Consider the following 19312-nt stretch of genomic DNA (forward strand, 5'->3'; position numbering starts at 1 on the left):
ACCCAGGGCCCCCCCCGGCATGTCGCAGCTTCTCCAGCACCTCATCAATGGTCTGGCCGCCGGCACCATCTACGCCCTGGTCGCGCTGGGCTACACGATGGTGTACGGCGTCCTCAAGCTCATCAACTTCGCCCACGGCGACGTGATGATGGTCGGCGTCTACATGGGCTACGCGACCGCCTTCGCCCTCGGGCGGCAGGCGCAGCGCTCCCTGTGGGGCGTGGTCGTCATCTTCGCGGTGGCCATGGTGGGGTGCGCGCTGCTCGGCTTCCTCATCGAGCGCTTCGCCTACCGCCCGCTGCGTGAGAAGCCGCGCCTCACCGCGCTCATCACCGCCATCGGCATCTCGTTCGCGCTGTCGTACGGCTTCCAGCTGGACATCGGCTTCCTGCCGGGCGCGTCCCCCCGGGCCTTCCCGGAGGTCATCGTCCCCAGCGAGTGGTTCATCATCGGGGACCGCGACGTGGTGGTGTGGAACTGGCAGGTCATCAGCTTCCTCATCGCCGTGGGGCTGATGGCCGGGCTCCAGTTCCTCGTGTACCGCACGCGCTTTGGCAAGGCGATGCGCGCGGTGTCCTACGACCACCGCACCGCGGCGCTGATGGGCATCCCCACCGACCGCATCATCGCGCTGACGTTCATGCTCTCCAGCGCGCTGGCGGCGGGCGCGGGCCTGCTCTACGCCATCAAGGACACGTCCGTGAGCCCGCTCATGGGCCTGTACGTGGGCCTCAAGGCCTTCGTGGCGGCGGTCATCGGCGGCATCGGCAACGTGCCGGGCGCCGTGGTGGGCGCGCTCCTGCTGGGCCTGGTGGAGGAGTTCGTGGTGGGCTACGCGGCCAGCACCTGGCGTGACGCGGTGGCCTTCGGCTTCCTCATCCTGGTGCTGCTGGTGAAGCCGGGCGGTCTGTTCGGCCGCGTCGCGGCGGAGAAGGTCTGATGGCCGTCCCCCAGTCTGGAAGCCCGACGACGTTGGCCGACGAGGCTGTGGGCCGCGTGCCCCCGGCCCTGCGCGGCATCCTGCCCGTGCTCCTCGCGGTGCCGGTGCTGGCGCTGGCGGAGGTGCTGCTGGGCGCCTCGCCCTTCGCCACGTACCTGCTGTCCGTGGTGGGGGTGAACATCATCCTCGCGGTGAGCCTCAACATCGTGAACGGCATGACGGGCCAGTTCTCCATTGGCCACGCGGGCTTCATGGCCGTGGGCGCGTACATCGCGGGCGTCACGTCCCTGGAGTTGAAGGAGGTGGCGCTGTCCTTCCTGCCGGTGGCCGCCAGCGACCAGGTGCTTTTCACCGTGGCGCTGCTCGCGGGCGGCACCTGCGCGGCGCTGTGCGGCTTCCTGGTGGGCCTGCCGTCCCTGCGGCTGCGCGGGGACTACCTGGCCATCGTGACGCTGGGCTTCGGTGAAATCATCCGCGTGGTGGTGCAGAACACGGAGGCCTTCGGCCGCGCGCTGGGCCTGTCCGGCATCCCGCAGTACTCCAGCGTGGCCATGGTGTACTTCTGGGTCTTCCTGGTGGTGCTGGTGGCCCGGAGAATCGCGGGCTCCAGCCACGGCCGCAGCCTGTGGGCCATCCGCGAGGACGAAGTCGCCGCCGAGGCCATGGGCGTGGACACCACCGGCTACAAGGTCCGCGCGTTCGTCATCTCGTCGTTCTTCGCGGGCATCGCCGGCGGCCTGTTCGCGCACTTCGTGCCCATCATCAACCCGGGCTCGTTCACCTTCGTGAAGTCCATGGAGATCGTCGTCATGGTGGTGCTGGGCGGGCTGGGCTCCAGCACGGGCGCCATCGTCGCGGCCATCTTCCTCACGCTGCTGCCGGAAGGGCTGCGCTCGCTGTTCAGCGTGCTGGGCGCGGAGGGCAGCCTGGCTCAGAAGGTGGATCAGATCCGCATGCCCGTGTACGGCCTCTTGCTGGTGGTGCTGATGCTGGCCCGGCCGCAGGGCCTGTTCGGCACGAAGGAGCTCTGGGACGTGCTGCCCCGGTGGCTTCCCCGGAAGAAGAAGGGGCTGACATGAGCGCCGCCGTGACGACAGACGCGCTGCTCCAGGCGTCCGGCGTGAGCATCCGCTTCGGGGGCCTCAAGGCCCTCACGGACTTCAACCTCACCGTGCGCCAGGGCGACCTGCTGGGCCTGATTGGCCCCAACGGCGCGGGCAAGTCCACCGCGTTCAACGTGCTCACCGGCGTGTACCAGCCCACCGAGGGCGAGGTGCGCGTGGCCGGGCAGCGGGTGAACGGCTGGGTGCCGCATCAAATCAACCACCTGGGCCTGGCGCGCACGTTCCAGAACATCCGCCTGTTCCGCGCCCTGACGGCGTTGGACAACGTGAAGGTGGCCTGCCGCGCGCAAGGAGCGCTGCACCCGGTGGTCATGGGCCCCCTGGCGAAGGCGGGCACGGCGATGCGCAACTACCGCGACTGGTGGCGCGCGCTGCTGCTCACCCCCGGCTTCCAGGCCGAGGAGCGCGAGCTGACGCGCCAGGCGGAGCACCTGCTGGAGGTCATGGGCCTGTCGCACCGCCGCGACGAGGAGGCGAAGAACCTCCCGTACGGCGAGCAGCGCCGGCTGGAGATCGCCCGCGCGCTGGGCACCCGCCCCAAGGTGCTGCTGTTGGACGAGCCCGCGGCGGGCATGAACACGCGTGAGAAAGCGGACCTGATGGTGCTCATCCGCCGGCTGCGCGACGAGTTCTCGCTGGGGGTGCTGGTCATCGAGCACGACATGAAGCTGGTGATGGGCATCTGCGAGCGCATCACCGTGCTGGACCACGGCGAGACCATCGCCCGCGGCGCTCCCGCGGAAGTGCGCAGCGACCGCAAGGTCATCGAGGCGTACCTGGGCGACAGCTACCTGGAGTCCCACGGAGGCGCGGCGTGAGCGAGCCGGTGAAGGTGCTGGGCGAGCGGCGCGCGTTCGAGCCGCTCCTGTCGGTGGAGGGCATCCAGGTCCGCTACGGCGCCATCCAGGCGCTCCGGGGCGTGTCCCTGACGGTGGGTAGGGGCGAGATGGTGGCCCTCATCGGCGCCAACGGCGCGGGCAAGACGAGCACCCTGCGCGCGGTGAGCGGCATGCTCAAGCCGACCGCGGGCCGCATCACGCTCGCGGGGCAGGACATCACCGGCCTCAAGGCGCACCAGCTGGTGCCGCGCGGCATGGCGCACGCGCCGGAGGGCCGGGGCATCTTCCCCAACCTCACCGTGTACGAGAACCTGGAGCTGGGCGCGTACCTGCGCAAGGACACCGCCCAGGTTCGCCTGGACATGGACAAGGGCTTCGGCCTGTTCCCGGTGCTGCGCGAGCGTCAGAAGCAGCTGGCGGGCACGCTGTCCGGCGGCGAGCAGCAGATGCTGGCCATCGCCCGGGCACTCCTGAGCAAGCCGCAGCTGCTGCTGTTGGACGAGCCGTCCCTGGGCCTGGCGCCGCAGGTGACGGAGACCATCTTCCGCACGCTGCGCGAGGTGAACGCCACCGGCGTCAGTGTGCTCCTGGTGGAGCAGAACGCGCACCTGGCCCTCAACGCCGCCCACTACGGCTACGTGCTGGAGACGGGCGAGGTCGTGATGGCCGGCCCCGGCAAGGCGCTGCTGGACAGCGCCGAGGTGCGGCGCGCGTACCTGGGCGAATAGCCCTCCCGCGCCGACTTTCCGGCCCCGGCTCGGTGTCCGCCCCCGGACGCTTCCGGGGGCGGGGCCAGGGCAAGTTGCTCGCGCCGCGTCGAAACTCGGGTAGTCAGCGGCGGAGGACTTCGTCTAGCGTCCGATAAGACAGTTGGTTTTCTTCCACTTCCCTCTCAGGAAGCGTGCCCATGCGCCCGTTGTCCCGCCTCCTCCTTGCCTCGCTTACCACGCTCGCGCTCATCGCCGGCGCGTGCGCCAACCAGCAGAAGACCGACGGCTCCTCCTCGGGCGGCACCGGTGGTCCCTCGGCCACCTCCACCATCGAGGACGTGCCCAACGAGCCCACCCCGGGCGCGGATGGCACCGCGGCCACTCCGGCCCCGGAATTCAAGCCCTACGAGGCAGCGGAAGGCTTCACCATCGGCATGCCGATGGAGCCCCAGGTCGCGCGCAGGCAGATCCCGCTGGGCGCCAACACGGTGAACACCGCGGCCTTCACCGTGCGCACCGAGGACAACACCGTCTACTCCGTCAGCACCGCGGACTACCCGGAGCGGCTGGTGGCGAGCCGTCCCCCGGAGGCCCTGCTGAACGAGGGTCGGGACGGCCTGGTGAAGGAGGTCCAGGGCACCCTCAAGGAAGAGGCGGATATCACCCTGGATGGCTACCCCGGCAAGGCCTACTCGGTCAGCTCGCCTGTCCACGGCGAGGTGAAGGCGCGCAACTTCCTGGTGGGCCCGCGCCTGTACACGCTGCTGGTCATCTACAACCCCAACCACCCCAACACCACGGCGGAGCCGTTCCTCACCTCGCTGAAGCTGGTGAACCCGCCCCCTGCCATCACCACGGTCACGCCGGACGCCGGCACCGCCGCGGACGCGGGCACGCTCGAGGGCGCGGACGCGGGCACGGCCACCGACGCGGGCACCGCCGCCCCGCGCCGCCGCAAGAAGTAGTCGCAGGACACTGACGCGACGCTCCCAAGGTCCGGGGGCGTCGCGCGGTGCGCGGTGTGTTCACCTGTCCGCGTGGAGAACGCCGGGCCCTTCGGGTCCGCCTCCGCCGGATTGCCCCCGGGTCTGCCGTCCCTACCTTTCGGGAGGGGATACGACAGGGGGCGCAAAAACACATGATGTCCTGGGTGGGGGCCCTGCTGACCACGGTGGTGGCGGCGGGAGGAGTGTCCATGGTGCCGGCTGGCGGGGGCAATGCCCTGACGCTGCCGGCGCATCGGCACGCGGTGCGGATCGAGACAGGCAATGGGCATGCGCCCACGTGGCTCCTGGCCATCCAGCAGCAGGGGGCGGAGGGCGAGGGGCTGAACCTGTTCCGTTCCGAGGATGGGTTCCAGGGCTTCTCCAAGCTGGCGGAAATCCAGCCGGATGCGTCGCACCACGACCGGGCGGAGCTGGTCGCCGTGGGGCGCGACGTGGCGATGGTCTACGCGTACGAAGGCCCCTCGCTGGCGGCGTCGTCGCGGCACGACGTGTACTTCCAGTGGTGGCGCTACGACGCGGCGCAGGACACCTGGACGCCGGAGCCGGCGGTGCGGGTGTTCAACGCGGACAGTGCGACGGCGTATTCGCGGGCGCTGCTGGCGCGGGACTCGAAGGGGCGGCTGTGGGTGCAGGCGTTCCGGCTGGAGCCGGACGGCGGCTCCACGGCGGTGGTGGCGGTGTCCACGGACGGGGGCACAAGCTTCCAGAAGCAGCCGGACCTGGGGCGCACGCGGAAGCGGGGTGGGGGACGGCTGCTCAGCGTGGGGTCCAAGCTCGTCTTCTTCTGGGCCATGCACGACGGCTTCGAGCCCACGCGGCTGCGGGTGCGTGACGCGGCGGATCCGCTGGACACGTGGGGGCCGCAGCGGGACGCGTTCTCCGACGGCATCTACCACGGCGCGGCGCTGAGCGCGGTGGAGGACGGCAAGGGCGGCATCCACCTGGTCTACAAGGACGAGACGGAGCGGCTGTACTACCGGCGCTTCGATGGGACGTCGTTCGGCTCGCGCATCCTGGTGGAGGGGACGCCGGACTGGGCGTTGCAGCCCGCGGTGACGCGCATCGGGGACGCGCTGTATGTCTTCTACAATCACTTCCAGACCGCGACGGATTACGAGATTCGCGTGCGGGTGCTGCGCAACGGCGTGTTCAGCGACCCGGTGACGCTGGATTCGCGCACGAGCTTCAAGGGCTACCTGAGCACCCTGGACGTGCTGCCGGACAGCGTCACGGAGGTGCCGTGCTTCTACGGCGACGCGGTGGACGCGAACTCCAGCGGCCGGGTGATGCGCGTGGCACTGGCACGCCAGCCGGAAGGCGGCGGCTCCGGGCAGGACGGCGGGACGCCGGATGGTGGCGGTGCTCCGGATGGCGGTTCGGGGACGCCGGATGGCGGTGGCGCGAGCGACGGAGGCTCGGGCACGGATGGCGGCGTGGACGCGGGGACGCCGGATGGCGGCTCGGGTGCGGACGGCGGTGTCGATGCGGGCACGCCGCCGGTGGATGGCGGGACGCAGGGGCCGGTGACGCTGGAGCCGGTGTTCACGAACACCACGCACGAGGTGCTGGCCGTGGACGGCGCGGGCACGGTGTACGCGCTGGCGCTGGACGGGAGCCGTTCGAAGCTGTGGGCGAGCACGGACGGCGGGCGCACCTTCAGCGCGAGAGGGCAGGGCGTGGGCGGCGCGTCGTTCTGGGTGATGGCGGCGCTCAAGGACGGGACGCTGCTGGCGCAGATGAGCCGCAGTGGCAGCTACCACCTGGAGCGCTCCACGGATGGCGGGCGCACGTGGGCGGACGTGGCTTCACTGGGGAGCTACCGCGCGATGTCGCCCGCGAGCTTCGCGGAGCTGGGCAGCACGGTGTTCTTCCTGGAGTACCAGACGTTCACCTCCGGGAACACGCCGCTGCGGCTGTGGGCGAGCACGGACGGCGGAGCGACGTGGACCACACGGGCGACATTCCAGGACCACCGGCACGGCACGGCGCTGTACGCGGATGCGACGCGCAGCGTGTTGTGGGCCACGTTCGGGAGCAGCAGCGCGCAGGCGGCGGTGGTGCGCTCCACGGACGGAGGCCGCACCTGGACGAAGGTGATGGGCGGCTACGCGGCCAACGCGGTGACGGGCACGGTGTTGCCGGGAGGAGAGCTGCTGCTGGGACAGTCCACGCTCTATGAGCCCGAGCACCCGAAGCTGTTGCGCGTGTACGCGAGCGGGAGAGTGGACGCGCTGATGACGTTGCCGGGGCCGGCGTACTCGCTGGATGCGCTGACGGGAGGCGGCTTCGTGCTGGGAACGGCGAGGGCGGACGTGGGCGACGTGCAGCCCGCGTCGGACCTCTACGCGCGGCTCTTCACCAGCACGGACGGCGTGACGTGGCGTGAGGCCCGGAGCTACGAGCGGGCCACCAGCGGCGTGCTCGCCCGCGCGGAGGTCTGGGGCGTGCTGCCCGGCGGCGACCTGGTGGTGCGGGCGGAGAACCTGAAGGGCTTCGGAACTGGAGGAAAGGGGTTCCAGGTCCTGCGCGTGAAGCGCTGAGGCACGGCGTCACGGAGCCCGCGGGAAATCCGAATACACGACCGCGAGCCGGGCATCCGCCGCCAGGCTCGCGGGCGTCACCAGCTCCAGGTCCACCGGCACCGGACCCCGGTAGCGCTCCGCGATTTCACGCCGAAGCCCCGCCACGTCCAGGTCGCCCAGCCGCTCCATCCTGCCGTACTCCACGCCAGCTCCTGCCGCGTACGCCTTGCGCACCAGCTCCGAGCAGTACATCGCCTCGTCCCCCCACCCGAAGAGCGCGTCGTACGGCTTGCCCAGGTGCCGCTTCGCCTCCTCCACCGCCCGCGCCTTCGCTGCCTCATCCACCCCCTGCGGCCGCATCACCAGCAGCCGCCCCTTCACCCCGCGCGCCTTCCATTGCGCGAACGGTGTGCGCTTCACCGGCTGAACGGCCTCCACCACGAACGTCCCCTCCGGTGTCACCTCCACCAACCCCACGTGCGACAGCGGGCTGTGCGTGGCCACCTGGATGGCCTTCGACTGGCGTGATCCCGACGTCTGGAACACCACGTCCCCCGTCCTCACCTTCGCCGCCACGCCCTCCACCTCGCGCGGCGCCGCCTGCGTCCCGCGGCCCACCAGCCACGCCGCCCCCACCAGCACGAGGGCCAGCAGCCACAGTCCCCTGGCAATCCAGCGCATCCGTCCGTTCCTTCCATGGGTTGCACCCGTCCACCCACCCTCAGTGCAGCCCTGGTGCCAGCCATTTCAGAGCGGGAATTCACCCTTGGTACGTGGAAGTCGCTTTCGACCCTGGGTCGGAGCATGGTAAACCTGGGGAATCTACTTATTACAGCGAATCAAGAATAGTGTGGCATTGCCGTAAATTTTCAGCTAGGGATGTAGCACTCGCGAGCCGACAGTCCGGGCGTGCGGGAGAGGGGGCTCATCGGAGGAATTCGTCGTGACCGCATCGAACGCGCCCATCCGTTGCCTGCTCTATCCGTCCCTCGGCGAGGTACGGGAGCATGTGCGCGTGGAGCTGTTCGCGCGGGCGCTGTCGGAGCGGATGGGCCGCCCGGTGGTGATGTCCATGTCGCCCACCTACGAGCACCTGGAGGCGGAGCTCGCTTCAGGCCGGGTGGAGATGGCCTGGGGCACCGCCGAGCAGTGCAACGCCTTCGAGCCGCAGGCGCGCGCGGTGCTGCGCGCGGTGCGCTCCGGCAGCTGCTACTACCACGCCGCCTTCATCTGCCGCTCGGACGAGCCGCTGACGCTGGAGACGCTGCAGGGCAAGCGCGTGGCGTGGGTGGCGCCGCGCTCCACTGGCGGGCACCTGCTGCCGGTGCGCCACCTGGAGTCGCTGGGCCTGCGCCCGGACACGCTCTTCTCCGAGCAGCGCTTCCTGGGCACCTACCGCAAGGCGCTGGACGCGGTGATGCGCGGCGAGTCGGACCTGTGCGCGCTCTTCTGCAACCACAAGGACGCGCACGCGATGCGCGCCACGCTGACGACGTACCTGGGCGCGGACGCGCCGCGGCTCACGCCGTTCCTCTTCACCATCCCCACGCTCGCCGACGGCCTCATCCTCACCAAGCGGATGCCGGAGGCGGACGCGCAGGCGCTCATCTCCGTCCTCACCCGGATGAACACCGACGGCGCGGGCCTGGAGATGCTCATGGGCCCCTTCCGGGTGGAGACCTTCGTTCGGTCTCCTGGCCTGGACGCGCCCGCGTCCGGCCCGCGTCCCACGGGGGTCGCCGAGTACGTGGCCGGGGAACTGGACGCGGAAGGCCGGTGCCTGCGGCTGTGGTCCCCGTCCGGCCGTGCCTTCGGCCTGGACATGCGCGGCGGGGAGGGGCGCCTGCTGGAGGAGGTCCTGGGCACCGCCGCGAGCAAGCCCCTCATGTCCCTGCTCCAGGTCGTCCTCCAGGGCGGCTCCGACGGGCGGCTGGAGTACCGGCTCACCGTGAACGGCGACGAGCGCGTCTACGCGGCGGAGATAACCCCCTGCGAGCCCTCGCCCGGGGACACGGGCGTGCGGCTGGGCCTGCTGGTGCGCGACGTCAGCGGCCTGCGCGCGCTGGAGGATCCGCTGTACCGGCTGGCGTCGTTCCCGCTGCTGCACCCGGAGCCACTGCTGGAGCTGGGCATGGACGGGGAGCTGCGGTACGCGAACCCCGCCACCCACGCGGCCTTCCAGGACCTGGTGGAGAAGGGCGCCGAGCACCCGCTGGTGAACGCGGCCATCGTCTGGGCGTGGCGGGGCGCGCCCCCGGGAGAGCCCGCGCCCACGGTGCACCTGGACGGGCGCTACTGGGAGCTCACCGTCGCGCAGCTGTGGGACCCGCCGGGCCTGCGCGTGTTCGCGCGCGACGTGACGCTGCGCAAGCAGTTGGAGGCGCGGCTGTTCCAGGCGGACCGGCTGTCCGCGCTGGGCTCGCTCGCGGCGGCGGTGGGCCATGAGATGAACAACCCGCTGGCCTTCGTGCTGGCGAACCTCTCGTTCATCCGCGAGGAGATGGACCGCCTGAAGCAGCCGCTGCTGGACGGCAAGCCCGTGCCGCGCGCGGACCTGGAGGACATGGTGGATGCGCTGAGCGAGACGGTGGAGGGCGCCACCCGGCTCAAGCACATCGTGCAGGACCTGCGCACGCTGTCGCGCAAGCCGCCGGAGCACCGCGCCCGCGTGGCCGTGCAGCCGGTGCTGGAGAACGCGCTCAAGCTGCTGCGCGGCGAACTGCAGCACCGCGCGCGGCTGGAGCGGGACTTCCACGACATGCCCACGGTGGACGCGGACGAGGCGCGCCTCACCCAGCTCTTCCTCAACCTGCTGCTCAACGGCCTGCAGCAGATGGACACCCAGGACGCCGCGAACAACGTGCTGCGCGTGGCGGCCTACACCAGCGAGGACGGCGAGGTGGTGGTGGAGGTGCAGGACTCCGGCAAGGGCCTGTCCCAGGACGCGCTCGCGCACATCTTCGAGCCCTTCGCCACCGCGCGCCCCAACAGCACCGGCCTGGGCCTGTCCGTGAGCCACACCATCGTCACCGGGCTGGGCGGCACGCTGCGCGCGGAGAGCCGCGAGGGCCGCGGCACGCTGCTCACCGTCACGCTGCCGGCGGCGGTGCCCGTGGCGGAGTCCCTGCGCGCCTGCTAGCCGCGCTCCAGCATCACTTCCAACCGGGGCACGTAGTGGCCGCGCGTGCTCTCGAACAGCACCAGCCGGTCCACGCGCCCCTCACCCCACGACGCGCTTTGCAGCTCGCGTGCGCACGCCGCCAGCGCCGGGTCTCCGCGTGGTGGCCGGGCCCGGGCCAGCGTCAGGTGCGCGATGTACTCGCCGTGCTCGGACGTGAAGCCCAGGGGCTCCAGCGCGCGCGCCACGTCCGCTTGGAGCGCCTTCAGCGCGGCGGTGTCTCCGCGCACGTCCGCCCAGAGCACGCGCGGGTGGGACGGCGGGCCGAACGCCCCTCCACCCGCCACCGACAGCACGAACGGCGAGTGATAAAGCCCCACCGGCTCCAGCGCGTCGCGCAGCTCCGGCAGGCGGCTGTCGTCCACGTCCCCCAGGAAGAGCAGCGTCAGGTGCACGCCCTCCGGCCGCACCCACTTCGCGTCTGGGGCCAGGGCGCGCAGGCGCTCGATGCCCCGCTCGGTCTCTGCGGTGAGGGCCTCTCCCAGCGTCACGGCGGTGAACAGGCGCATCGTGGTGCTCTCCTTCAGGGAACCTGGACGCTCCCAGCCACGCGCGCCTTCTTCCGGGGCCACAGCGCGTAGAGCCAGGCGGGCAGGAACACGAGGAACTCCACGCCGCCCACGTACAGGCCTCGCGCGGACAGCATGCCCGCGCCAATGGGGGCCACGGGCAGCGGCCGCACCGGGGCGAAGACACGCGCGTTGGAGAAGGGCCAGAAGAGGGCCGCGCCCAGCCCGCCGTCCGTGAGCGTGTCCAGGATGCCGTGGCTGGCCACCGCCGCCAGCGTCAGCAGGCCCCAGCGCGTGGCGGACTCCCCCTTCCACCGGGCCAGCGCCGCCACCGCGAGCGCCACCGCCGCCGCGAACACGAACGAGTGCGACGCGCCTCGGTGTCCCCACGTCGCCGCGTAGGGGATGCGCAGCGCGAACGCCACCACGTCCGCGTCCGGCAGCAGGGCGAGCAGGGACAGGAACGCCATCACCGCCACCCGCCGCCGCCAGGGCGCGCCCGAACCCGTCTCATAACGCCCCAGCGCCATGCCCACCGCAACGTGCCCGATGCTCGCCATGGGCCAGGACCCTAACGCAGGGGGACCCCGCCTGGAGAGGGCTCCACGCGTGGGGTAGCCTCCCTGATACATGCGGTCCCTGCTTTCTCGCTTTCGTGTCGAGTCCACCCTGCAAAGGCGCCTGGACGAATGGCGCGCGGACGTCGGCTCCTGGCTCAATGTGACGCGCATGGGCGCGACGGCGGCGTGGCTGGCGCTGGCCGTGCTGGATGACTGGCACGTGTCGCGCGGCGTGCTCGCGGGCTACATCGCGCTGGCCGTCCTGCTGTGGGCGGGCGCGCGCCGGGTGCCGGACCTGCTGCGGCGGCCGGCGCTGGGCGTGGCGCTCCTGGACATGCCGCTCATCTACTTCCTGCAGGAGTGGTCCATCCGGGGCTCCGCCAACGGCGTGGCCATCGCGCTGCTCACCATGGGCGTGTACCTGGTGCTGGTGGTCATCGTGTCCATGGTGACGCTGTCGCGGCTCATCGTCGCGGCGGCCACGGCAATGGGCATCGTCGCGGTGGCCATGCTGACGCTGGGCGCGGGGCTGCCCGCGTCCCAGTTCCTGCCCGGACTGGTGCTGGTGATGGTGCTCGCGTCGTCGGTGGCCTTCTTCATCAGCCGCACGGTGATGGGGCTCGTCACGGACGTCGTGCGCGAGGAGATGCAGCGCGAACGGCTGGGCCGCTTCTTCTCCCCGGAGGTCGCGCGGCGCATCTCGGAGAAGGGCACGGACGGGGAGGCCGGCGAGCACCGCGAGGTGACGCTGCTCGTCTCAGACATCCGCGGCTTCACCACGCTGTCGGACCGGATGGACAGCCCCCAGGTGGTGGCGCTGCTCAACGAGTACCTGTCGCGCATGGTGGAGGTGGTGTTCCGCCACGGTGGCACGCTCGACAAGTTCATGGGTGACGGCATCCTCGCGTACTTCGGCGCGCCCCTGGAGCAGCCCGACCACCCGGAGGCCGCCGTGTCGTGCGCGCTGGCCATGCTGGAGGCGCTGGACACGCTCAACCAGGAGCGCGCCGCGCGGGGCGAATTCCCCCTCGGCATCGGCGTGGGCATCCACACCGGCCGCGTGGTGGTGGGCGCCGTCGGCAGCGAGCAGCGCCGCGAGTACACCGTCATCGGCGACGCGGTGAACCTGGCCAGCCGCATCGAGGGCCTGACGAAGAAGGTCGGCGCCCCGGTGCTCGTCTCCCACGCCACGCGCGAGCGCTGCAGGGACACCTTCGACTTCGAGGCCGCCGCCCCGCTGCCCGTCGCGGGCAAGCCGGAGCCGGTGGCCACCTTCCTGCCCAGGAAGCGCGTCCTGCTCGCCGCCAGCTGACGCGCTGAAATGACAACGGGGCCGGGAGTCGCCTCCCAGCCCCGCGAGTGCTGCACACGTCAGCGCGTGCTCAGTACGCCTTGGAGAACACGATGCGGCCCTGCGACGGGTTGCCGGTCATCACGCACTTGCCCGGCTCCTGCTTGAGGCTGAACGGGCGGCAGCGGGTGGTGAGGCCCGTCTCCTCCTTGATGCGCGCCTCCGTCTTCGGGTCGCCGTCCCAGTGCGCCAGCAGGAAGCCGTCCTCCGCGCGCGCCTTCAGCTCCTCGTAGGAGTTGACCTCGAAGGTGTGCGAGTCGCGGAAGTCCTTCGCCTTCTGGAACAGGTCCTTCTGCATCTGGTCCAGCATCACCTGGGCCTTGGCGACGGCCTCGTCCAGCGACACGAACTCCTTCTGGCGCAGGTCGCGGCGCACCATCACGCACGAGCCCTTGGCCAGGTCCTTGGGCCCCAGCTCGATGCGCAGACACGTGCCGATGAGCTCGTGCTCGTTGTACTTGAAGCCCGGGCCCTTGCTCTCGTCGTCGTCCACCACCACGCCCAGGCCCGCCTTGCGCAGGTCCGCGGCCAGCGCGTGCGACTTCTCCATCACCTGCGTCTTCTCCACATCCGTCGCCTTGCCCGCGATGGGGATGATGACCACGTGCGTGGCGGCGATCTTCGGCGGCACGATGAGGCCCGCGTCATCCGAGTGCGTGAGGATGAGCCCGCCGATGAGGCGCGTGGAGGAACCCCACGACGTCTGCCACACGTGGTGCACGCGGCCGTCGCGGCCCTGGAACGTGGTGTCGAAGGCCTTGGCGAAGTTCTGGCCCAGGTTGTGGCTGGTGCCCGCCTGGAGCGCCTTCTTGTCCTGCATCATCGCTTCGATGCTGTACGTGCGCAGCGCGCCGGCGAACTTCTCCGACTCCGACTTGCGCCCCGGCAGCACGGGCATGGCCATGTAGTCCTCCGCGAACGTGCGGTAGACCTCCAGCATCTGCAGCGTGCGCTCCTCCGCGTCCGCCTCCGTCTCATGGCAGGTGTGGCCCTCCTGCCAGAGGAACTCCGTGGTGCGCAGGAACAGGCGCGTGCGCATCTCCCAGCGCATCACGTTGGCCCACTGGTTCACCAGCAGGGGCAGGTCCCGGTAGCTCTGGATCCACTTGGAGAAGCTGCGGTTGATGATGGTCTCGGACGTGGGCCGGATGACCAGCGGCTCCTCCAGCTTCTGGCCGCCCGCGTGCGTGACGACCGCCAGCTGCGGGTTGAAGCCCTCCACGTGCTCGGCTTCCTTCTTGAGGTAGCTCTCCGGGATGAGCAGCGGGAAATAGGCGTTCTTCACGCCCGTGTCCTTGAACATCTTGTCCATCGTCCGCTGGATGTTCTCCCACAGCGCGTAGCCGTTGGGGCGGATGACCATGCAGCCCTTCACGTCCGAGTAGTCGGCGAGCTTCGCCTTCTGGACCAGGTCGACGTACCACTCGGAAAAGCCCTTCTCGCGGGGCGTGAGCTTCTCGGCCATGTGCTGGGCACCTTGCTAGGGGATGGAAAGTGGGAGGCTGCCTACGATGGGATGTTCCGGAAATCAACGCCGGACACAGGCCGGACTCGTCCCCTGAACGCCGTCCATGCTTGGAAAACGACCCGCCATGCCCACGCCCCCTGACACCGCGCCCCGCCAGCTCACCGAGGACGTCCACGTCTTCGACGCCCCCTTCTCCCTCTTCGGCGTCCCCGTGGGAGGCCGGATGACGGTCCTCCGCCTGCCGGACGGCGGGCTGTGGGTGCACTCGCCTGTCGCCTTCACGCCGGAGCGGAGAGCCGCCGTGGCGGCCCTGGGGCCGGTGCGCTTCCTCGTGGCCCCCAACCTCTTCCACCACCTGCACCTGCCGGACTGGGCCGCGGCCTTCCCCGACGCCCGCGTGGTGGCGCCCAAAGGGCTGCGCGCGAAGAAGCCGGCGCTGCGAATCGACCTGGAGCTGGAGGACCTCCCGGACCCCGCCTGGGCCCCGGTGCTGGACCAGATGCACGTGCGCGGCATGCCCCAGCTCAACGAGTTCCTCTTCTTCCACCGCCCGTCCCGCACCGCGCTCGTCACCGACCTGGCCTTCCACTACGCGCACTCGGAGGGCTGGAAGCTGCGCGCGTACCTGTGGCTGGACGGCGTCCTGGGCCGGTTCGCCGCCCCGCGCTTCCTGCGCCTGTTCACCAAGGACCCGGAGGCCGTGCGCGCCTCACTCCAGCGTGCGCTGAAGTGGGACGTGGAGCGCGTCGTCGTCTGCCACGGCCAGGTGCTGGAGCACGGCGGCCAGAAGGCCCTCCACGACGCCTTCTCCCGGCTGTAGGTCGCGGTACGTCCTGCCTCCGCGTCACAGGGGAGTGTCGCCTGCTGCACTCCACGCCGCGCCGCGCTACAAGGGAACCTCCTCTTTCCTGAGTTCCCCCCAGGAGGTTCATTCCATGCGGTCCATTCTTTCGTCCGTGGGCGCGGTCGCGGTGTGCCTTGTCGCGGGCTCCGCGTTCGCCAACTCCACTGGCATCAACGGGCGCAGCGGCAAGCAGAGCGGCCTGTCCTGCACGGCGTCCGGCTGCCACAGCGGCGGTTCGAGCACCCCCACGGTGACGCTGGAAGGGCCCACGGCGCTGACGGCGGGCCAGACGGGCCAGTATTCGCTGACCATCACCGGCGGCCCTGGCGTGAAGGCGGGCATGAACGTGGCCGTGGACGGCGCGACGCTGACCGCGGGCTCGGGCACGAAGGTGATGAGCGGCGAACTCACGCACTCGCTGCCCAAGGCCTTCGCCAATGGCTCGGCGCGCTTCGACTTCTCCCTGGTGGCCCCGGCCACCAACGGCACCTACAAGGTGTTCGCCGCCGGCAACTCCGTGAACGGCGACAACAACCAGGGCGGGGACTCGCACGCCAACGCCACGCTGGACGTCGTCGTCACCGGCGGCAGCGACCCCGTTACGCCGGATGACACGAAGGACGAGGGCGGCTGCTCCGTGGCCACCAGCGGCGCCCCCGCTGCGCTCATCGCCGTGTTCGTGGCGCTGGCCGCGCGCCGCCGCCGTCAGTCCCGCCAGGGCTGAGACCCGGCCTCGAGCCCGCCTGCTCTCCGGCCGGGCCCCGGGGGCGGGACGACAGCGCGAGGGCGGGCGGCCTACCATCGCCCCCCTTGATGCGAACGAGCCCCCTCCTCACCGCCCTGTTCGTCGCGGGATCGCTGGCCTGTGCCTCCGGTCCCGCAGTGCGTCCCACCCTGTCCTCGGGCACCACCCCCGTCGCCGCCGCCCCCGCGCGCGACCCGGGCGCCCTGCGGGTGATGACCTTCAACATCCAGTCAGGCCTCAAGGGCCTGGAGCAGGTGGCGGAGGTCATCCGCCAGGAGGGCCCGGACGTCGTCGCGCTGCAGGAGGTGGACGTGGGCTCCACACGCGCGCGCGGCGAGGACCAGGTGGAGCGGCTGTCCGCGCTCACCGGCCTGAAGTACCGCGCGCACTTCGGCACCACGCGGCTGTATGGCGGCGCGTACGGCATCGCGCTCCTGTCGCGCTACCCGCTTCAGTCCCTGGCGCAGTACCCGCTGCCCACGCCCCGGGGCGCGGAGCCGCGCACGCTGGCGCACGCCGTACTGGACGTGGACGGGCGCGAGGTGAGCGTCTACGCCACGCACCTCATCCGCCGGCCCTTCAACGGCGCGGCGCGTGTGCGCCAGAGCGTCTTCATCTCGCGGCTGCTGGCGAAGGACACCCGGCCGCGGCTCCTGATGGGGGATTTGAACGACGACCCGGACTCGCGCCCGGTGCGCCTGTTGCGCCGTCAGCTCCAGGACGTGGCGCGTGTCACCCGCTCCGACGGGACGGGCACCTACCCGATGCCGCTGTTCCTGAAGTCCCTGCGCATCGACTACGTGATGGCGTGCGGCGCGTTCACGCCGGTGTCCACGCGCGTGCTGCGCGTGGGCGTGTCCGACCACTACCCCGTGGTGGCGGACCTGCGACTCGCGCCCGCCGAGGCTCCGGTCGTCGTGGCTCCGGTTGTCGTGGCTCCGGCCGCGCCCGCGGGCACGGCCACGGCCGCCGCGGCGCCCTGAGGTTCAAGCCGGGGTGGGCAGGGTGAAGCGGTAGAGGACCTCCATGTCCCCCTTGCTGAAGCCCTTCACCACCTCGTGGTGGATCTCCTTGCGGCCGCTCAGGTACGCGAGGCCCCCGGCGGCGAAGCCCATCACCGCGAGCTCGAAGTAGATGTGCGGCCGGGGCACGCCGGTGATGCGCAGCTCCACGGTGTCACCCTGCAGCTGCGCGGTCAGCTCGCCTTCGGTGAAGTAGCCCTTCCAGATGCCGGGGGTGAACAGGGCGAAGCGGCGGAAGTCGTCCTTGCCGAACATCGTCTTGAGCTGGCCCTGGCCCAGCGCGTACTCGGCGGACTTGATGCCGTATTGCCAGTAGGCCTTGGTGTCGCCGCCGTAGAAGCGCTGGGTCATGGCCTCGTTGAAGCGCAGGAATGCATCCGCCGGGATGCGCGACACGGGCATGATGAGCTGCCCGAAGATGGGGTCCCGCTTCGCCTGCTCCGCGAGGAAGGCCTTCCATGCCGGTTCGCCGAAGGCCTGCACCGCCATGGTCTGCCGTGCCAGGAATGCGACGCCTTTGACATCCATCCGTATGCCTCCCACCGGCCGCCCCGGGTTCACCTCGGACCCCGGCCGGGTCATCTTACGCATTGTGTCTTGAGACCCACTCTCCGGCGATACGCATCGCGACAATTCACCCGGTCGTTCGTCCAGCCCACACCGTGAAACCTGTTATCGCGGACACAATGCCTTGCTGAAGGTGTTTGCAGGGCCGCGGGATGTCCGGTGCAGGACTAGGTTCCCGGCGGTGCGTCCCCTTTCCCTTCTTCCCAGACCCGGGCGTGCGCGCCGGGTGCTGCTCCTGTGCGCGGGAGTCCTCACGGGCGGAGTGTTTGGACTGGCCTGGTGGGTGGACCGCTTTGGCCGGCGCGAGCGCGTGACGGACGCGGACGCGCTGGTGGTGCTGGGCGCGCGGGTTCTACCGGGCGGTGTGCCGTCCGGCGCGCTGGTGGCGCGCGTGGAGCAGGCGGTGGCGCTGTATCGCCGGGGCGTGGCGCCGTGGCTGCTGTTGTCCGGCGGCGTGGGCACCCATTCGCCGTCCGAGGCGCGGGTGATGCGCGAGCTGGCGGTGGCGGCGGGCGTGCCCGCGTCCGCGTGCGTGCTGGAGGAGGACAGCCACTCCACGCAAGCCAACGCGCGGTTCAGCGCGCGCGTGCTGCGAGAGAGAGGGGCACGCCGGGTGGTGGTGGTCTCCGACCCGTATCACCTGCTGCGCGCGAGGCAGTGCTTCCGGCGCGAGGGGCTGGAGGTGGCCACGAGCCCCGCCCCCATCGCCGGACGGATGCGCGCGTGGGACCGGGCGTACTGGACGGTGCGGGAGGCGTTCGCGCTGCTCCTGCACCCGCGCCTCTTGTGGGCGCGGGCGCCGGGCGGGCGCTGAGGGCCTCAGGTCCCGGACGCGGCGTCCGGCGTGGGCGCATCCAGCTTGCTGAGCACCTTCTCCAGGACCCGGAAGAGGGCCTGGCGGTCATCAGGGTCGAGCATTCCCATCACCACGCCCATCGCGCGGTGCATGGAGCGGTCGAGCTTGGCGAAGGTCTGTTTGCCCTTGTCGGTGAGGCGGCAGCGCACGATGCGCCGGTCGGCCTCTCCGCGTTCGCGCTGGATGTGGCCTTCGCGCTCCAGTCGGTCCACGACACCCGTGACGGTCTTTTCGGTGACGCCCAGTCGCCGGGCCAGCTCACCCATGGTGAGCGAGCCATCCAGCCCCAGCCACAGCAGGGCATGCACCTGGGGCGGCGTGAACTGGAGCTGCTCGCAGGTGCTGGCGATGGGGTCACGGAGTGAACGGCGACGGCCCAGCGAGAACATCAACTCCTGCATCCGGTCGATGTCCTTCGAGAGCGCTTCATCCTCTTTATGGATATTCCGTGACACAGAGTATTCATTAGCGGCGGGGTGCCTGCGGGTCAACTTGTAGGCTCAAGACGGCTTCCGGCGCGGGGCCGGCGGGAGGGAGGAGCGGACGATGCGGCGTGCGTGGTGGGGGTTCCTGCTGGTGTGGGTGACGGTGTCGTCGGCGCGAGCGGAGGAGGTGCTGGTGTTCGCGGCGGCGAGCACGACGGACGCGCTCGAGGCGCTGGCGCCCGCGTTCCAGCAGGCGTCGGGGCACCGGGTGCGGTTCGCCTTCGGAGCGTCCAGCGACCTGGCGCGCCAGGTGGTCGCGGGGGCCCCTGCGGATGCGTTCCTCTCCGCCGACGAGGCGAAGCTGGACGCGGTCGACCGGGCAGGGCTCGTGCAGGCGGGCTCGCGGGTGGACCTGCTGTCCAACCGGCTGGTGGTGGTGGTCCCGGTGAAGTCTGCGGTGAAGGTCGCCGGACCGGCGGACCTGAAGGGGCTCAAGCGGGTGGTGCTGGCGGAGCCGGCGGCGGTGCCGGCGGGCGTGTACGCGAAGGCGTGGCTGACGAAGGCGGGCGTGTGGGCGGACGTGGCGCCGCGCGTGGTGCCGGCGGTGGATGTGCGGGCCGCGCTGGCGGCGGTGGAGGCGGGGAG

At 70.9% G+C, this 19312-nt stretch carries 19 protein-coding genes; 13 read left to right on the top strand and 6 right to left on the bottom strand.

Features of this window, described 5'->3' with window-relative positions; translation table 11 throughout:
- Window positions 1-19 precede the first annotated feature (19 nt).
- From D7Y21_RS24550 to D7Y21_RS24575, 6 genes are all read left to right on the top strand, one after another.
- A complete protein-coding gene (locus D7Y21_RS24550; RefSeq protein WP_120561121.1) occupies window positions 20-940 on the top strand; it encodes a branched-chain amino acid ABC transporter permease in 921 nt (306 codons plus the stop codon).
- Window positions 940-2019, top strand: coding sequence for a branched-chain amino acid ABC transporter permease (locus tag D7Y21_RS24555; protein ID WP_120561122.1), 1080 nt, complete (start codon window positions 940-942; stop codon window positions 2017-2019). The genes D7Y21_RS24550 and D7Y21_RS24555 overlap by 1 nt, the downstream gene beginning before the upstream one ends.
- Window positions 2016-2882 (top strand): ABC transporter ATP-binding protein, encoded by an 867-nt coding sequence (locus D7Y21_RS24560; protein ID WP_120561123.1) that lies wholly within the window; start codon window positions 2016-2018, stop codon window positions 2880-2882. The genes D7Y21_RS24555 and D7Y21_RS24560 overlap by 4 nt, the downstream gene beginning before the upstream one ends.
- Window positions 2879-3631: an ABC transporter ATP-binding protein gene (locus D7Y21_RS24565; protein ID WP_121716033.1), complete on the top strand. Its 753-nt coding sequence runs from the start codon at window positions 2879-2881 to the stop codon at window positions 3629-3631. The genes D7Y21_RS24560 and D7Y21_RS24565 overlap by 4 nt, the downstream gene beginning before the upstream one ends.
- A 179-nt stretch (window positions 3632-3810) precedes the next feature.
- Window positions 3811-4578, top strand: coding sequence for a hypothetical protein (locus D7Y21_RS24570; protein ID WP_233591322.1), 768 nt, complete (start codon window positions 3811-3813; stop codon window positions 4576-4578).
- Window positions 4579-4751: 173 nt separating this feature from the next.
- Window positions 4752-7160, top strand: a complete 2409-nt coding sequence (locus D7Y21_RS24575; protein ID WP_233612264.1) for a sialidase family protein — start codon at window positions 4752-4754, stop codon at window positions 7158-7160.
- 9 nt (window positions 7161-7169) lie between these two features.
- Here D7Y21_RS24575 and D7Y21_RS24580 read toward each other — a convergent pair whose 3' ends face one another.
- Window positions 7170-7823: a YiiX/YebB-like N1pC/P60 family cysteine hydrolase gene (locus D7Y21_RS24580; RefSeq protein WP_199735484.1), complete on the bottom strand. Its 654-nt coding sequence runs from the start codon at window positions 7821-7823 to the stop codon at window positions 7170-7172.
- A gap of 262 nt (window positions 7824-8085) precedes the next feature.
- On the opposite strand from D7Y21_RS24580, the gene D7Y21_RS24585 reads away from it, so the two are divergent.
- A complete protein-coding gene (locus tag D7Y21_RS24585) occupies window positions 8086-10281 on the top strand; it encodes a PhnD/SsuA/transferrin family substrate-binding protein (RefSeq protein ID WP_121716035.1) in 2196 nt (731 codons plus the stop codon).
- On the opposite strand, the gene thpR is transcribed toward D7Y21_RS24585, so the two are convergent.
- Both thpR and D7Y21_RS24595 read right to left on the bottom strand, forming a co-directional pair.
- A complete protein-coding gene (gene thpR, locus D7Y21_RS24590) occupies window positions 10278-10829 on the bottom strand; it encodes an RNA 2',3'-cyclic phosphodiesterase (protein WP_121716058.1) in 552 nt (183 codons plus the stop codon). The two genes, D7Y21_RS24585 and thpR, sit on opposite strands and share 4 nt — an antisense overlap.
- Before the next feature lie 14 nt (window positions 10830-10843).
- Window positions 10844-11389 (bottom strand): metal-dependent hydrolase, encoded by a 546-nt coding sequence (locus tag D7Y21_RS24595; RefSeq protein WP_121716037.1) that lies wholly within the window; start codon window positions 11387-11389, stop codon window positions 10844-10846.
- Window positions 11390-11459: 70 nt separating this feature from the next.
- On the opposite strand from D7Y21_RS24595, the gene D7Y21_RS24600 reads away from it, so the two are divergent.
- Window positions 11460-12701: an adenylate/guanylate cyclase domain-containing protein gene (locus D7Y21_RS24600; protein WP_120561129.1), complete on the top strand. Its 1242-nt coding sequence runs from the start codon at window positions 11460-11462 to the stop codon at window positions 12699-12701.
- A gap of 70 nt (window positions 12702-12771) precedes the next feature.
- On the opposite strand, the gene proS is transcribed toward D7Y21_RS24600, so the two are convergent.
- Window positions 12772-14205 (bottom strand): proline--tRNA ligase, encoded by a 1434-nt coding sequence (proS, locus tag D7Y21_RS24605; RefSeq protein ID WP_120561130.1) that lies wholly within the window; start codon window positions 14203-14205, stop codon window positions 12772-12774.
- Between the two features lie 127 nt (window positions 14206-14332).
- Between proS and D7Y21_RS24610 the strand changes: the two genes are divergently transcribed.
- The 3 genes from D7Y21_RS24610 to D7Y21_RS24620 all read left to right on the top strand — a co-directional run bounded on the left by D7Y21_RS24610 (window position 14333) and on the right by D7Y21_RS24620 (window position 16780).
- Window positions 14333-15028: a DUF4336 domain-containing protein gene (locus D7Y21_RS24610; RefSeq protein ID WP_120561131.1), complete on the top strand. Its 696-nt coding sequence runs from the start codon at window positions 14333-14335 to the stop codon at window positions 15026-15028.
- Window positions 15029-15143: 115 nt separating this feature from the next.
- Window positions 15144-15776 (top strand): MXAN_6652 family MXYO-CTERM-anchored protein, encoded by a 633-nt coding sequence (locus D7Y21_RS24615; protein ID WP_121716039.1) that lies wholly within the window; start codon window positions 15144-15146, stop codon window positions 15774-15776.
- 89 nt (window positions 15777-15865) lie between these two features.
- Window positions 15866-16780, top strand: coding sequence for an endonuclease/exonuclease/phosphatase family protein (locus D7Y21_RS24620; RefSeq protein WP_121716041.1), 915 nt, complete (start codon window positions 15866-15868; stop codon window positions 16778-16780).
- A gap of 3 nt (window positions 16781-16783) precedes the next feature.
- Here the strand turns inward: D7Y21_RS24620 and D7Y21_RS24625 are convergent, their stop codons facing one another.
- Entirely contained in the window at window positions 16784-17347 is a 564-nt protein-coding gene (locus tag D7Y21_RS24625; protein WP_120561134.1) for a hypothetical protein, read from the bottom strand.
- A gap of 220 nt (window positions 17348-17567) precedes the next feature.
- On the opposite strand from D7Y21_RS24625, the gene D7Y21_RS24630 reads away from it, so the two are divergent.
- Entirely contained in the window at window positions 17568-18200 is a 633-nt protein-coding gene (locus tag D7Y21_RS24630) for a YdcF family protein (protein ID WP_121716043.1), read from the top strand.
- 5 nt (window positions 18201-18205) lie between these two features.
- On the opposite strand, the gene D7Y21_RS24635 is transcribed toward D7Y21_RS24630, so the two are convergent.
- On the bottom strand, window positions 18206-18643 hold the full coding sequence (locus D7Y21_RS24635; protein WP_233591397.1) for a MarR family winged helix-turn-helix transcriptional regulator: 438 nt from the start codon (window positions 18641-18643) through the stop codon (window positions 18206-18208).
- A gap of 145 nt (window positions 18644-18788) precedes the next feature.
- Here D7Y21_RS24635 and modA point away from each other — a divergent pair.
- The coding region (gene modA / locus D7Y21_RS24640) for a molybdate ABC transporter substrate-binding protein (protein ID WP_121716045.1) at window positions 18789-19312 on the top strand (524 nt) is incomplete at its 3' end.

The organism is Corallococcus sp. AB045 (assembly GCF_003668895.1).
Classification (GTDB): domain Bacteria; phylum Myxococcota; class Myxococcia; order Myxococcales; family Myxococcaceae; genus Corallococcus; species Corallococcus coralloides.